This window comes from Schaalia sp. (assembly GCF_050312375.1).
GTDB classification, from domain to species: domain Bacteria; phylum Actinomycetota; class Actinomycetes; order Actinomycetales; family Actinomycetaceae; genus Pauljensenia; species Pauljensenia hyovaginalis.
Genome location: NZ_JBNOYB010000060.1, coordinates 16,722 through 29,176, shown reverse-complemented (window position 1 = coordinate 29,176; position 12,455 = coordinate 16,722). Strand labels below are relative to the sequence as shown.

The 12,455-nt window shown below is 68.7% G+C and carries 16 protein-coding genes; 5 read left to right on the top strand and 11 right to left on the bottom strand.

Translation table 11 applies throughout. From position 1 onward, the window contains the following. Nucleotides 1-36: 36 nt before the first annotated feature. The 5 genes from ACQY7V_RS05065 to ACQY7V_RS05045 form a co-directional block, all read right to left on the bottom strand. Nucleotides 37-888 carry a MetQ/NlpA family ABC transporter substrate-binding protein gene (locus ACQY7V_RS05065; protein ID WP_428639188.1) on the bottom strand — a complete coding sequence of 284 codons (852 nt, stop codon included), beginning with the start codon at nucleotides 886-888 and terminating at the stop codon, nucleotides 37-39. 156 nt (nucleotides 889-1,044) lie between these two features. Then, nucleotides 1,045-1,785: a methionine ABC transporter permease gene (locus ACQY7V_RS05060; protein WP_235361826.1), complete on the bottom strand. Its 741-nt coding sequence runs from the start codon at nucleotides 1,783-1,785 to the stop codon at nucleotides 1,045-1,047. Next, nucleotides 1,782-2,771, bottom strand: coding sequence for a methionine ABC transporter ATP-binding protein (locus tag ACQY7V_RS05055; protein WP_154475374.1), 990 nt, complete (start codon nucleotides 2,769-2,771; stop codon nucleotides 1,782-1,784). The genes ACQY7V_RS05060 and ACQY7V_RS05055 overlap by 4 nt, the downstream gene beginning before the upstream one ends. A 260-nt stretch (nucleotides 2,772-3,031) precedes the next feature. Continuing rightward, nucleotides 3,032-3,478, bottom strand: a complete 447-nt coding sequence (locus tag ACQY7V_RS05050; protein WP_428639185.1) for a fluoride efflux transporter FluC — start codon at nucleotides 3,476-3,478, stop codon at nucleotides 3,032-3,034. Further along, nucleotides 3,475-3,987: a fluoride efflux transporter FluC gene (locus ACQY7V_RS05045; RefSeq protein ID WP_428639184.1), complete on the bottom strand. Its 513-nt coding sequence runs from the start codon at nucleotides 3,985-3,987 to the stop codon at nucleotides 3,475-3,477. The genes ACQY7V_RS05050 and ACQY7V_RS05045 overlap by 4 nt, the downstream gene beginning before the upstream one ends. Nucleotides 3,988-4,026: 39 nt before the next feature. Between ACQY7V_RS05045 and ACQY7V_RS05040 the strand changes: the two genes are divergently transcribed. The 5 genes from ACQY7V_RS05040 to ACQY7V_RS05020 all read left to right on the top strand — a co-directional run bounded on the left by ACQY7V_RS05040 (nucleotide 4,027) and on the right by ACQY7V_RS05020 (nucleotide 7,073). Further along, nucleotides 4,027-4,335: a thiamine-binding protein gene (locus ACQY7V_RS05040; protein WP_154475380.1), complete on the top strand. Its 309-nt coding sequence runs from the start codon at nucleotides 4,027-4,029 to the stop codon at nucleotides 4,333-4,335. Between the two features lie 37 nt (nucleotides 4,336-4,372). Next, nucleotides 4,373-5,356: a tRNA glutamyl-Q(34) synthetase GluQRS gene (gluQRS, locus tag ACQY7V_RS05035; protein WP_428639181.1), complete on the top strand. Its 984-nt coding sequence runs from the start codon at nucleotides 4,373-4,375 to the stop codon at nucleotides 5,354-5,356. A 32-nt stretch (nucleotides 5,357-5,388) separates the two neighbouring features. Next, nucleotides 5,389-5,760, top strand: coding sequence for a hypothetical protein (locus ACQY7V_RS05030; protein WP_428639179.1), 372 nt, complete (start codon nucleotides 5,389-5,391; stop codon nucleotides 5,758-5,760). Between the two features lie 407 nt (nucleotides 5,761-6,167). Further along, a complete protein-coding gene (locus ACQY7V_RS05025) occupies nucleotides 6,168-6,830 on the top strand; it encodes a tyrosine-type recombinase/integrase (RefSeq protein ID WP_303774071.1) in 663 nt (220 codons plus the stop codon). Nucleotides 6,831-6,950: 120 nt separating this feature from the next. Continuing rightward, on the top strand, nucleotides 6,951-7,073 hold the full coding sequence (locus ACQY7V_RS05020) for a hypothetical protein (protein WP_303774070.1): 123 nt from the start codon (nucleotides 6,951-6,953) through the stop codon (nucleotides 7,071-7,073). Between the two features lie 153 nt (nucleotides 7,074-7,226). Here ACQY7V_RS05020 and ACQY7V_RS05015 read toward each other — a convergent pair whose 3' ends face one another. Genes ACQY7V_RS05015 through ACQY7V_RS04990 form a run of 6 tightly spaced genes read right to left on the bottom strand, consistent with a single transcriptional unit; the run spans nucleotide 7,227 to nucleotide 12,365 of the window. Next, nucleotides 7,227-7,628, bottom strand: a complete 402-nt coding sequence (locus ACQY7V_RS05015) for a hypothetical protein (RefSeq protein ID WP_320660033.1) — start codon at nucleotides 7,626-7,628, stop codon at nucleotides 7,227-7,229. Further along, nucleotides 7,625-7,852, bottom strand: a complete 228-nt coding sequence (locus tag ACQY7V_RS05010; RefSeq protein ID WP_303774068.1) for a hypothetical protein — start codon at nucleotides 7,850-7,852, stop codon at nucleotides 7,625-7,627. Before ACQY7V_RS05010 ends, ACQY7V_RS05015 begins: the two co-directional genes overlap by 4 nt. After that, nucleotides 7,849-8,664: a peptidoglycan recognition protein family protein gene (locus tag ACQY7V_RS05005; RefSeq protein WP_303843683.1), complete on the bottom strand. Its 816-nt coding sequence runs from the start codon at nucleotides 8,662-8,664 to the stop codon at nucleotides 7,849-7,851. The genes ACQY7V_RS05010 and ACQY7V_RS05005 overlap by 4 nt, the downstream gene beginning before the upstream one ends. 14 nt (nucleotides 8,665-8,678) lie before the next feature. Beyond that, nucleotides 8,679-9,119 carry a hypothetical protein gene (locus tag ACQY7V_RS05000; RefSeq protein ID WP_303774066.1) on the bottom strand — a complete coding sequence of 147 codons (441 nt, stop codon included), beginning with the start codon at nucleotides 9,117-9,119 and terminating at the stop codon, nucleotides 8,679-8,681. Nucleotides 9,120-9,129: 10 nt separating this feature from the next. Next, entirely contained in the window at nucleotides 9,130-10,899 is a 1,770-nt protein-coding gene (locus ACQY7V_RS04995; protein WP_428639176.1) for a hypothetical protein, read from the bottom strand. Beyond that, nucleotides 10,896-12,365 carry a hypothetical protein gene (locus ACQY7V_RS04990; protein ID WP_428639174.1) on the bottom strand — a complete coding sequence of 490 codons (1,470 nt, stop codon included), beginning with the start codon at nucleotides 12,363-12,365 and terminating at the stop codon, nucleotides 10,896-10,898. Before ACQY7V_RS04990 ends, ACQY7V_RS04995 begins: the two co-directional genes overlap by 4 nt. Between the last annotated feature and the right edge of the window lie 90 nt (nucleotides 12,366-12,455).

Below are 12,455 nucleotides of genomic sequence, written 5' to 3'. Positions count from 1 at the left end.
CCAGTCGATCGGGCTCGTCAGCCGAGCCCTCGTCGATCAGAACGCGGGGATGACGGAACCGTCGGCCCAGGTGTCCTCGATGAACTTCTTGACCTCATCGGAGTGGAGGAGCTCCTCGAGCTTGACGATCGCCTCGCCCTTCTCGGTCTTGGTCGGCCACACGAGGACGTTCACAGCCGGGTTGTCCTCGGGCGACTCGACGACCAGCGCATCCTTCGCCTGGGAAAGACCGCCCTCCTGGGCGAAGTTGCCGTTGATGACGGCGATGTCGACGTCGTCGAGGGAGCGGACGAGCTGCGGGCCCTCGACCTCGGTGAAGGTGAAGTCCTTGAGGATCTTCACGTTGTTGACGTTCGCCTCCTGGCCGTCGCTCGGGAGCTCGACGAGGCCGTTGTCCGCGAGGAGCTTGAGAGCGCGGGCCTGGTTCGTCACGTCGGAGATGATGCCCACGGTCGCACCGGCGGGCAGCTCGTCGAGGGACTTGATCTTGTTGGAGTAGACCGCGAGGGGCTCGAGGTGGACGCCCTTGCCCGGGGTGAAGTCGAAGCCGTTCTCGGCCTCCTGGGCATCGAGGTAGGGCACGGTCTGGAAGAAGTTCGCATCAAGGTCGCCGTCGTTGAGGGCGGTGTTCGGCAGGATGTAATCCGTGTACTCGACGACCTCGAGCTTGAGGCCCGCGGCGGCGGCGAGATTGTCCTGGATGTACTGGAGGATCTTCGCGTGCGGCGAGGGCGAGGCGCCGATCTTGAGATCGACGACCGCCGAGGAAGACGCGTCGGAGGAGGCCGCGGAATCGGCGCCGGAGTTCGAGGAGGAACCGCAGGCCGCGAGGCCGAGGGACAGCAGGGCCGCGGTGGAGGCGGCGACGATGGTGCGGATGGAACGCATGGTGGGTCTCTTTTCTGTGAGGGCCCTCCGACGACTCGGGCGGAGCATGAGCGGCTCGCCCTGGTCGATCGGCGGAAAGCGGGGCGCCCGGGGGCGCGGATTGAGGGGGTTGAAGTTCGGAGTGCTGGGCTGGGGTTCACCCGGCCGGCGGTCGCCTCAGCGGTGGTCCACCAGCCGGCTGATCATGTCACCGATCATCTGGACGAGCTGAACGATGATGATGATCGCGATGACCGTGGAGATCATGACGTCGTCCTGCCAGCGGTTGTACCCGTAGTTGATCGCCATCTGGCCGAGGCCGCCGCCGCCGACGGCGCCCGCCATCGCGGAGTAGCCGATGAGGGTGATTGCGAGCGTCGTGATCGACTGGACGAGGACGGGGGCCGCTTCGCGGACTTGCACGCCCCAGCGGATCTGCCGGTTCGAGGCGCCCATCATCTGCGCCGCTTCGATCTTGCCCGGATCGACGGCGAGGATGTTCGATTCGACGAGGCGGGCGAAGTAGGGGACGGACAGGAGGACGAGCGGGACGACGGTCGCCTGCCATCCGAGCGAGGTGCCGACGATGAGGCGGGTCACCGGGATGAGGACGACGATGCCGATGATGAAGGGGAAGGAGCGGACGACGTTGACGATCGCGGATGCCGTCTCGTAGACGGGCCGGTTCGGCGTGAGGCCGTTCTTCCCCGTTTGAACGAGGAGGAGTCCGAGCGGCAGGCCGATGAGGACCGTGAACAGGGTCGCGAAGCCCATCATGAGGAGCGTGTCGATGATCGCGGGCACGAACTGCTTGGTGAGCGCCGGGTTGTCGAGCCACTTGGGATCGTTGACGCCGCCGGGCAGGATGCTCGTCAGGCGCGCGGCTCCGAGGAGGCCGGTCTGGGCGAAAGCGGTCACGATCTCACCTCCGCGTAGATGTCGTCCTCGCGCAGGCGCGAGATGATCTTGTCCGCGTGGTAGCTCGGGACGGAGAGCGCGAGCCTGCCGACTTGGACCGTTCCGATGGATTCGAAGGTCCCGGCCGTGACGTCGGCGCCCATCGAGGCGGCGAGGTTGAGGACGGTCGCCCCTGTGGGCACGCCGGGCGTGGAGGTGAAGATGACGTCGAGGAGCGTCGCGTCCTCGCGCAGATCCGCCTCGTCGACGGAGGGCGCGGGGACGAGTTCACGGGCGAGGGGGCTGGTCGCATCGGCGACCACTTCGCCGACGGCGCCGGTCTGGATGACGCGGCCGTGCCCGAGGAGGGTGACGGAGTCGCAGATCTCGCGGACCACGGCCATCTCGTGCGTGATGACGAGGACCGTGACGCCCTCGGATTCGCGGATGGAGCGGATGAGTTCGAGGATCTGCCGCGTCGATTCGGTGTCGAGGGCGGAGGTCGGCTCGTCGCACAGGAGGACCGAGGGGGAGTCGGCGAGGGCGCGGGCGATGCCGACGCGCTGACGCTGACCGCCCGAGAGCTGCGAGGGGTAGGAGTCGCCGCGCCCGGCGAGGCCGACGAGTTCGAGGAGTTCCTCGACGCGGGCCTTGACCTTGTCCTTGGGAACGCCTGCGAGCTTGAGCGGGTAGCCGATGTTCTGCGCGGCGGTGCGCGCGTCGAGGAGGTTCGCCGCTTGGAAGACCATGCCGATGCGACGGCGGGCTTCGCGCAGTTCCTTGCCGCCGAGGCGGGCGAGGTCGAGGCCGTCGACGACGATTTCGCCTTCGCTGGGGTGCTCGAGGGCGGTGAGGCATCGGATGAGGGTCGATTTGCCGGCGCCGGATTGTCCGACGATGCCGTGGATCGAGCCGCGCTCCACGTGAAGCGTGACGTTGTCGAGGGCGACCACTTCGTTGCCGCCCTTGACGGAGTACACCTTCCGCACTCCGTTAAGGTCGATCATTTCGCCCTCCACTAGGCCGTCGATCCCGTTGTTTGACCTTTTCAGCATAGGTGGCCGTCCGAATCGCCCCAAATAACTCGTTACAACTCTCCACTATTCGAAATGATTTACCCTCTGATCTGCGGAAATAGCGTCTCATTCTGGAAGTGATCCAGGTAACTCCCCATCGATCCCCTCGCCGTCCTCAAAGCGCGCACGATCCGCGCCCGTCACCGGATTGAACGAGCCGAGCGGATGTCACTGCCGAGCACGAGCGGATGTCAGGGCCGGACGAGCGCTCCCGCGAGTGCGGCGCCGAGGCTCAGGGCCGCCAGGGACAGGGCCCAGACGCCGAGGAGGAGCGCGAGCGCCGGCCCCCTGCGCCCCGCGTGCCAGAGATTCCAGCAGTCCATGACCGCGGTCGAGAAGGTCGTGAATCCTCCGAGGAAGCCCGTCGCGATCAGTGCGCGCGCCAGCTCCGCCTCGGGCTCGAGCGCGCTGCTCGCGACTCCCAGGAGGAAGCTGCCGAGGATGTTGACGATCCCGATCCCCAGCAGGGGCAGCGCGGCGGGCCGGCGGACGGGGTCGTCGGAATCGCGATGCCCGTGCAGGCGACGCCGGGCGGCGAGGGCGGTCACGGCCCGCCGGACGAGGAGGTCGAGCCTCCAGCGCGAGACGGCGCCGAGGGCCCCGCCGAGGGCGATCGCGAAGACGGCGAGGGGGCTCATCGGCCCCCTCCCTCGCGCCCATCGCCCTCGTCCCCTTGGAGGAGGGCGCGAAGGAGGAGCCACCCGGCCCCCGCACAGGCCACCCCGATGACGAGAAGCAGGCAGGAGGCGGCAGCGGAGGCGAGGATCCCGCCGAGGGCCAGGGCCGCGGACATCCCCGATCGCGTCGCACTGATGAGGGTCCCGTAGGTCGTGAAGGCGCCCGCGAAGCCCGTGGCCGCGAAGAAGCGGAGATTCACCCGGCCGCGACTGGGAGCGGCTCTGCGCGCGAGGATCGCCGACAGGGCGCCGAGGAAGAAGGCTCCCACGAGGTCGACGACGACGGTCGACCACATGAGGGGGAGGAAGCCCGGTACCGGGAGCGGCCACGGGTGAGCCGCGGCGAGGGCGTCGAGTCCGCCGCGCGCGAGCGCCCCGAAAGCCCCGCCGAGGGCGATGAAGACCCATGCGGGAATGCGCTCCCCCGCTCCCCGGGTCGATGCCGCGCGTTCAGCGCCTCCCGCCTTCACGCGCCCAGTGTAGGGCCTCGCTCCGCATAGACTGGCCCCATGCTCTTCGCCTTCTCCGTCTCCCCCACGACTTCCCCTTCCGCCGACGGCGCCGTCACCGAAGCCGTGGCCCGCGCGGTCAAGATCGTGCGCGAGTCCGGGCTCCCTCATGAAACGACTTCGATGTTCACCACGATCGAGGGGGAGTGGGACGAGGTCATGCCCGTCATCAAGGCCGCCTGCGATGCCGTCGCCGAGACCTCTCCGCGCGTCTCACTGGTCCTCAAGGCGGACCTGAGGTCCGGGCGCGCCGATGAGATGCACGCCAAGCTCGAGCGCCTCGACTCGGCGATCGCAGACCTTGACTGAGCGGGCCTTGGACGGCCGGACCGTGACTGAGCGGGCCGTGAACGAGCAAGGCACAGCCGAAAAGGGCCCGATCGAGCAGGCCCCGATCGAGCAGGGCCCGCTCGGGGCGGGCGCCGGACGCTTCGCCCCCTCCCCGACCGGGGACTTCCACCTCGGCAACCTCCGGACGGCCCTCCTCGCCTGGATCTGGGCGCGCCGCAGCGGCCGCCGCTTCCTCCTGCGCATCGAGGACATCGACCGGGTCCGCTCCGGCAGTGCGGAGCGTCAGCTCGCCGACCTCGCCGAGATCGGGATCGACTGGGACGATGAGCCCCTCATCCAGACCTCCCGAGCCGATGCCCACGAGGCCGCGCTGAAGGACCTGGCCGAACGCGGGATGCTCTTCGAGTGCTACTGCTCGCGACGCGACATCCGCGAAGCGGGATCCGCGCCCCACGTCCCGCCCGGCCACTATCCCGGCACCTGCTTGGACCTCGATGAGGCGACCCGCGTGCGCCGCCGCGCCGAACTCGCCGCCGAGCACCGCGCACCCGCCCTTCGACTGCGCGCCCCCGCGCCCGAATGGACCGTCTTCGATGAGCTCCACGGCTCCTACACGGGCCCGGTCGATCATTTCGTCCTGCGTCGCGCCGACGGCGCTCCCGCCTACAACCTCGCGGTCGTCGTCGACGACGCCTACCAGGGCATCGACCAGGTCGTCCGCGGGGACGACCTCCTCGCTCAAGCACCCGGACAGGCGGCGCTCGCCGCCCTCCTCGGCGTGACGCCGCCGACCTACGTCCACGTGCCCCTCGCCCTCGGCCCTGCCGGAGACCGGCTCGCGAAGCGCGACGGCGCCGTGACACTCCGCGAGCTTCACGCACTCGGCTGGTCGACCGGGGATGTCATCGCATTCATCGGAGCCTCCCTCGGCGTCGAGCGCGCCAGGAGCGCCCGGGATCTGTTCGACGCCCTCGACCTCGGGGCCCTGCGGGCCCTTCCTCTCAAGCCTTGGATCGTCGAGGCGCCCGCCGCCCCCTGAGCGGCACGGGCGGCCTCTGGCAGACTGGCCCCATGGATTTCTTCCAGAAGCTCTTCGGGTACAAGGAACCGACCCTCATCGTCGCGGAGTCGGAGACGTGGACCGAGTTGCCCGTCTCGGACGGGCTCGACGCGGCGATGGCGAAGCGCGCCCGGAAGGAGGGGTGGACCGGCACCGCTGAGGAGGAGCACGCCTTCCACTGCCTCGTCCGGGTCGAGGGCCCCTTCTCGAGCGCCCCGCTCGAAGTGGAGTCCCTCGGCATCAGAATCGCCGTGCTCGACCACGGCACCGCGGCCGGGATCATCGAGCGCATGCGCGCCGACAACGGCCTGCGGGTCACTGCGGTGAAAGCCCTCGCCCGCCTCGACGCGGCGGGCCGGTGGGGCGTCCGGGTGAATATCTGAGCCCTCGGCCACCCGGGGCCGCGACGGGGAAGAACGCCCGAGAAAGGGATGCCCCCTGAAAAACGCAGAACCCCGACCGGTGGATCGCACCGAGCGGGGCCGCTGCGCGCCCGAAGGGACTCGAACCCCCAACCTTCTGGTTGGGAGTCTCACGCGCTGTGGCCTGCAAGGTGGTAGATCTCGATGAGTGGCGGTCGCGGCGGGCGTCCTAATCCTGAGTCCCATGATGGTCTGTTGTGATTACTCGACTCCCTATCCCCTCCCCCTGGTCAGAGGCTATAGATTCCTGGACGCTCGCACTCAGAGCGGCGCAACGCTCTGCGCAGACGATTGAGACGCGCACGGACCACCTGAGGCGGTTTGCGCGGCAGAGCGGTGCCGGGTCGCCGGGCCTCGTCTCACGCTCGATGCTGGTCGAGTGGGCGGGGGCTCATGAGTGGTCTCGGGAGACGCGCCGCTCGGTGTATGCGTCGCTGCGCGGGTTCTTCCGTTGGGCGTTCGAAGCCGGGATCGTCGTCGATGATCCGACGGATGCGCTCCCGAGCGTGCAACCAGCGCCGCCGATGCCCAGGCCCGCCCCTGAGGCGGTCTATTCGGTAGCTCTGGAGGCTGCGGATGCGCGGGCGCGGGTGATCCTGCGACTCGCTGCGGAGGCGGGTCTGCGGCGGGCGGAGATCGCCGCAGTGGAGCGCCGGGATCTCGTCGAGGATCTTTCGGGGATCTCGCTCCTCGTTCACGGCAAGGGCGGGAAAGAGCGGATCGTCCCGCTCTCGGATTCGCTTGCTCGGGAGGTGCGCAGGTATATCGGGCGGCGCCGCTGGCTCCTGCCCTCCCCTACCGGCGGGCACCTTACCCCGCGCCATGTCGGGAAGATCGCGACCCGGCTTCTTCCCGAGTCGTGGACTTTGCACACGCTGCGGCATCGCTTCGCGTCGCGCGCACACGCGGGATCGCGGGACCTTATCGCGATCCAGCGCCTTCTAGGTCATGCGTCGGTCGCGACGACGCAGCGATACATAGCAACGGACATGGAGACGTTGCGCTCGGCGGCGGCCTGCGCTGCGGTGTAATCCCCCCAAGTTGACAATAGGCGTTGCGTCGCCTATTGTTGTGAGTGTTGGGAGGCAATCCCGCCCCCAACAGGAAGCCCCCGGGTGGAGCCGGGGGCGTGGAGGAAAGGAGCCAAGATAATGATCGAGATTATCGCGGTTCTGATCTCCGTTCCTGCGGCCATTGTAGCGCTCATCGAGTTGATTGAGAAGGCCCTGCGCCTGATCGCTCGACTCGACTGGGGCGACGAGGCTCAGGACTGAGATCCCGCTCGGGTCGGCAGCGACCGGCCCGAGCGGCCTCCTCCCCACTGATCTCGGAGGATTCGATGACGACGCGGTATCTCAGCCTTTCGGATTTCGCCGAGCGCGTTGGGCTCTCGACGAACACGCTCAGCTCATACACGGCGAAGGGCCTCACGCCCGACCCGGATGTGATGATCGGGCTTGGCGATCGCGCGGTGCGAGGCTGGACGGTCGAGACGATTGACGAGTGGATGACGGCGCGCCCTGGTCGCGGCGCTCGAACGGACCTGAAGCGCCGCAGCGGCGACGCCCTTCGAGGGCTTGGACGCGGTCGCTGAGGGCTTCGTCCCAGGATCGTCGGTCGCGGCGTTCCTCGGCGAGGTCGGTGCGGATCTCGCCGACTTGGTGGCCGAGGGATCGGACTGAGTCTTCGATCCGGCGGACGCCGTCGGCGACGCTGCTGCCGTGGTTGGGCCTGAGCCGCCTCCGAGTCTCGATGAGGCCTGCGGTCGAGGTGATGAGGGCTCCGAGTCCGGTGAGGCCGCCGAGGGCGGCGATGAGATCCGGGCTCATGCGGATCCTCCCGTGGGGGTGTGTGCGAGGGCGAGGCCGGGGACGAGGATCGAGCCGACGAGGCTTGCCCATAGGGGCGCGTGCGCCTCGGTGACGAGCCCGTAGGCCGTGGCGAGCGGGAGGGCGGCGAGGGCTATCCCGTAGACCCACCTGCGGACCTCGGGGGTCAGCCAGGAGGCCAGGCGGGGGGTCGGGGCGTCTGCGGCGTGGCGGGGCGCGCTCATGCGGTCACCTCCTTCTCGGCGGCGATCGCCTCGGCCGGTGCGGGCACGCCGATCGCCTTGACGGTGTCGAGGATCGTGGCGACCTCGTCCGCGATGGAGATGTCCACGGCGCCGCCGATCGCCTTGATCGCGGCATTGTGGGCCTGCCATGCTCGCTCGACGAGCCCGTTCCAGGTCACCCACCCAACGGGCCGGACCCCAAGCACGGGGTAGTAGTAATCGGCCTCGGCTTGGTCGATGGCGCGGGCGCCGCCGAGGCCGGAGAGGCACACGAGTGCGTAGGCGTAGGTGTTCCAGGGGGTGACGGTGCGGATCATGTGCATGGCAGTGGTGTCCTTTCGGGTGGTGGGTGCCTGGGCGGGCGCCGAGGCGGGGGCGGAGGCTTGGGCGCGGGCGGAGAGCTCATTGAGGCGGGCGGCCCACCGGCCGGGGCACGCAGTAGCGGTGAAGTCGGTGTGCGGGCGCAGGGGGAGCGGTCCCCATTGGGCGCGGATCGCTCCGATGAGGCTGATGACGGTCTCGAAGTCGGCGTCGGAGCACTCGGGGCGGCATTCGATTCCGATTCCGAGGGCGTTTCCGTCGAGGGCGTGCCATGCTCGATCTGTGTCGGCGACGAGTTGCGTGACGCGCCCGGCGCTGGCGACGTAGTGCGCGCTCGTGTCGCCGCCCCACCTGCTGAGGTAGTTGACCACGTCCTGATGAGTCTGGCCGTCTTCTCCCCAGTGATGGATCACGATCCATGCCGGGGGCGCGGAGCGGCCGGGGCTGTAGTTCGGGGACTGGTGGATATCGGTCACTGCGGCATTGGGCATGATTCGGCCTCCTTTCAGGCGATGGTCCAGCTGGCCTCTACGTCCCATTCGCCGGTGCCGAAAGTGCCGGTTCTCCAGCACATGAGGTCGACATTTCCGTTCGGGTCGGCGTACAGGTACACCTGCGCGTCGGACATCATGTGCCCGAAACTGCGGACGCGGGGGCGCAGGGCAACGGCGCCGATGGTTGCGACGCGGAAGAACTGGCCAGATGAGATGTTGAATGCTCCTCCCGTCCTCTGGAGCTTGAGGAGGCAGTCGATGCGGCGGCCGGTGCGCGTCGCCTCGACGACGGTCAGTTTCCAACCGCTGTTCGGGGCGATTTTGAGGTCTGCGGGGCTACCGAGCAGGGCCTCGAGGCGTTCGGCGATCTGCTTAGCGAGGGCGGGGAAGTCGGCGGGCTTGTCGGCGGGTAGGGGGTAGGGGATGGCCAGTTTTGCAGTCTGTGCGGGCATGAGTCTTTCCTTAGATAGTTGCGGTGGCTAGGTCGAGGTAGGTGAGGGAGTCGAGGAGGGTCCAGGTGAGGGGGTCGGGGATCTGGCCCCAGGTGAGGGCGGCTCCGGGCACGGCGGCCCGCGTGAGTTGGAGGGCGAGGGTCCACCGCCCGTCCCGGTAGGTGTAGGAGCCTCCGTCGAGGTAGACGGCGATGCGGCCAGAGCCGGGGACCCAGGGGGCAGCGCCGGTGATGATGAGGGGGTGTCCGATCCGGGTGGTGGCGTCCAGGAGGAGGATCGCGGTTTGGGCTGACAGGTCGGGCGCTCGGGTGTTGAGGCGGGCGGCGGGGATGGTCCAGCCTCCGGGAGCACTGCGGGCGAGCGTGCGGCCTGCGAGAGCCTGGGCGTCCCTGGCGGTGGCGAGGTCGGTGGTGATAGAGACGCTGCGGTATCCGAGCCTTTCGATGAGCGCCTGGTCCTTGGCGGTCTCAGTGTGTTGCGTGGAGGTGGGTTTTCCGGTGTCGTCGACGCCGGTCTCGGTCCAGGTGACGGCCACGGTGGTGGCGAGGTCGGTGGTGTCGCGGGTGATGTCCACGTCTCGGGCGAGCGTGGAGGCCTCCAGGACGGTGGCGCCGCTCGATGCCGTCTCGAGATATGCGCGGCCGTCTCCTGCCTGGCGCAGCCTGTACAGGGCGCGACGGCAGGCGAGGTCTTCGAGCCGGTAGTACTGGCCGAGGGTGCGGTGTGCTGCGGGCCAGAGGATCGCGCCGGTGGAGGAGGCGATATCGCGCAACACCTGGGCGAGAGATTGAGAGTCGATGTCTTTGGGGGCGAGGGTGAGGGCTCCGGGAGCCGGGTCGATCACGGTGCGGATCGGAATGCGGGCGGCGTCGATCGCTCGGGCGATCCGCTCGGCTGCGGTTTCTGCGGGCCATGGGTCGGATCCGATCATGAGGTTGGCGTGCTCGGCGCTCGCGTCGGCGCATGTCAGGTCGAGGCGTGGCATTCCGAGCGTGTCGTCCCAGGACAGGACCGCGTCGGTGATGCGCCCATCAAACGGTGTCGCCGACGGGGAGGCGGCGCCGGTGCGGGTGAGGGTGTGACTGCGGGTTTCGGCGCGCCCGTAGCGCTCCCATGACTGACCCAGCGCGGCCCATGGCGTCGTGAGGGCGGTCCACATGGGGCCGATGGGGTTGGCCCAGACGGCCAGGCCCACCCAGTCTCCTAGATGCTCGTCTTCCGGCTCGATGAGGACCTCCAGTGGGCCGGGGATGGAGGTGGAGGCGGCGACTGGGCCGGTCGTCCACGTCGACGGCCACGGCCCGGATGCGTAGACGGGGGCGATGCGGATCGTCGAGTCCGGGGGGATCCAGTCAACGATCAGGGCGGCGCGGTAGACGGCGCCGCGTGTCGCGACCGGGAGACTGTCCCAAGCGGCCGGGTCCAGGCCCTCAGGCGGGGGCGCGGCGGGCATGAGACGCGCGACCACACCAGCCCCGAGGCTTTGGGGTGCGGGAGACGAGACGACCGTCTGCGTGTCGATCGCCCCTGGAGTGGCCTCGGTGGTGACGACCAGGGGCGCGCCCGGCGCGCACAGGTCCGTGACGGCCGCGACCTGGGCCTCAGGTACGGCGATCGACATGGAGGCGGTGGACGGACGGGGCTGGTCCAACCGGGAGGATCTACCCCATCTAATGGTGAGCCCATCGAGCACCGTAGCGTGCCCGGATTCGAGGTCTGCGGCTGCGCCTGCCAGGCGCGTTCCCGCGACCTCGACCCAGGTGGTCAGATCGGCACTCATCGCCCTGCTCCGATGATGACGGCGCCGGTGCGGCGCTCGGCGGTGGTGAGGATGCGGCGGATCTGCTCGGAGACGGCGACGGGGTCGAGGGCGCCATTGACGGTGATGTTGACGACGGAGGGGGCGGGGGTGGTGTCGGCGGATGTGCGGCGGCGGACGAGGGTGGCGAGTGTGGGCACAGGGGCGGCGGCGCCTGCGGCGGCCTCGATGGTGGGGGGTGCGCCGCCTGCGGAGAGCCCCAGGAAGGAGCCAACTTGGGAGAGCCATGCGGGTGGCGTGAAGTTGCTAAAGAGGTTCGACACCCAGGTATAGGCGGACTGTACGCCGTCGACCATGGCCCAAAACCCGTCGATGATGGGTTGGATCCAGGTCATGACTTTGGAGGCGCCGGATTTTATGGCTTCCCATAGGCCGTTGACGCCGTTTCGGAAGGTTTCGCTGTTCTGGTAGGCGTAGATGATTCCGGCGACGAGGGCGGCGATGGCGGTTACCACGATGCCGATGGGGTTGAGGTTCATGACCACGTTGAGGGCGCCTTGTGCTGCGGTCCATGCGGTTGTAGCGATGCGCACGGCTGTTTGGATCGAGTGGTATGCGGCGAGGCCTCCATTGATCGCGAGGATGGTGGCGGCGAGGCCGCCGATGACTCCGGCGGCGATGAGGACGGCGGTGGAGTGGTCGGCGACGAATGTGGCTGCTGTTCCCATCGCCTGGGTGAATTGAGTAACAACCGGAAGGAGTTTTTCTCCGAGACTTGCCTTTGCGTTTTCCCATTCGGCGTTCGCGATCTGTTGTGCTCCTGCGGCTGAGTCGGCTTCGCGGGCGAATTGGCCTTGTGCGGCGGCGGTTTGCTCGGTGAGGAGGGCGAGGGTGGCTTGCGCTTCGGCGGTCTTTGCGGCTTCTCCGGTCAGGCCGGTGAGGCCTTGGGCGGCGAGGCGGGCCTCGATGTCGGCTTGCTTGATGGAGACGCCGTATTTTTCGATGGGGTCGCGCTCGCCCCTGAGGAGGGAGGAGACGGCGGCCACGGCGTCGGCGGTAGTTCCGCCGAATGTGGCGGCCAGGTCGGCGCCCAGGCTGATGAGTTGGTCGGTTTGTCCTGCGAGGTCGTCGGCGCTGGTGCCCATGGTGGTGAGTTGGGCGCCGAGGACGGCGGCGAGGTTGTTGTATTCGGCGGCGGCGAGGCCAACCGATGAGGCGGCGCGCTCGGCGTTGGCGGTGACGGTGTCGGCGTGGGCACCGTAGACGGCTTCGACGGCTCCGACTGATTGTTGGAGGTCGGAGGCGGCGTCGGTGGCGGCCTTGGCGACGAGGCCGAGCGCGCCGACTACTGCGGCGGCGGGGACGGCGGCCTTTTTGAGGCCGTTCTCCATCTGCCCGGCCTTGTCGGCCACCTGGTCCATTCCTGCCGTGGCGTCTTTTACGTCAGAGACGACGCGCACCGAGAGGATCGCGGTTTTCGATGCCATGGCGAGGACCTTTCTAGGGGCGGTCGAGGAGGGTGAGGGCGGTGGCGAGGTCGGCGTCGGGCCGTGTCTCCCATTCGCTCATTGGGATGC

Bases quoted from the DNA above. Each gene is read 5' to 3' on its own strand.
- ACQY7V_RS05065 (WP_428639188.1), bottom strand. From the start codon at position 888: ATGCGTTCCATCCGCACCATCGTCGCCGCCTCCACCGCGGCCCTGCTG.
- ACQY7V_RS05055 (WP_154475374.1), bottom strand. From the start codon at position 2,771: ATGATCGACCTTAACGGAGTGCGGAAGGTGTACTCCGTCAAGGGCGGC.
- ACQY7V_RS05050 (WP_428639185.1), bottom strand. From the start codon at position 3,478: ATGAGCCCCCTCGCCGTCTTCGCGATCGCCCTCGGCGGGGCCCTCGGC.
- ACQY7V_RS05040 (WP_154475380.1), top strand. From the start codon at position 4,027: ATGCTCTTCGCCTTCTCCGTCTCCCCCACGACTTCCCCTTCCGCCGAC.
- ACQY7V_RS05030 (WP_428639179.1), top strand. From the start codon at position 5,389: ATGGATTTCTTCCAGAAGCTCTTCGGGTACAAGGAACCGACCCTCATC.
- ACQY7V_RS05025 (WP_303774071.1), top strand. From the start codon at position 6,168: ATGCTGGTCGAGTGGGCGGGGGCTCATGAGTGGTCTCGGGAGACGCGC.
- ACQY7V_RS05020 (WP_303774070.1), top strand. From the start codon at position 6,951: ATGATCGAGATTATCGCGGTTCTGATCTCCGTTCCTGCGGCCATTGTA.
- ACQY7V_RS05015 (WP_320660033.1), bottom strand. From the start codon at position 7,628: ATGAGCCCGGATCTCATCGCCGCCCTCGGCGGCCTCACCGGACTCGGA.
- ACQY7V_RS05010 (WP_303774068.1), bottom strand. From the start codon at position 7,852: ATGAGCGCGCCCCGCCACGCCGCAGACGCCCCGACCCCCCGCCTGGCC.
- ACQY7V_RS05005 (WP_303843683.1), bottom strand. From the start codon at position 8,664: ATGCCCAATGCCGCAGTGACCGATATCCACCAGTCCCCGAACTACAGC.
- ACQY7V_RS05000 (WP_303774066.1), bottom strand. From the start codon at position 9,119: ATGCCCGCACAGACTGCAAAACTGGCCATCCCCTACCCCCTACCCGCC.
- ACQY7V_RS04995 (WP_428639176.1), bottom strand. From the start codon at position 10,899: ATGAGTGCCGATCTGACCACCTGGGTCGAGGTCGCGGGAACGCGCCTG.
- ACQY7V_RS04990 (WP_428639174.1), bottom strand. From the start codon at position 12,365: ATGGCATCGAAAACCGCGATCCTCTCGGTGCGCGTCGTCTCTGACGTA.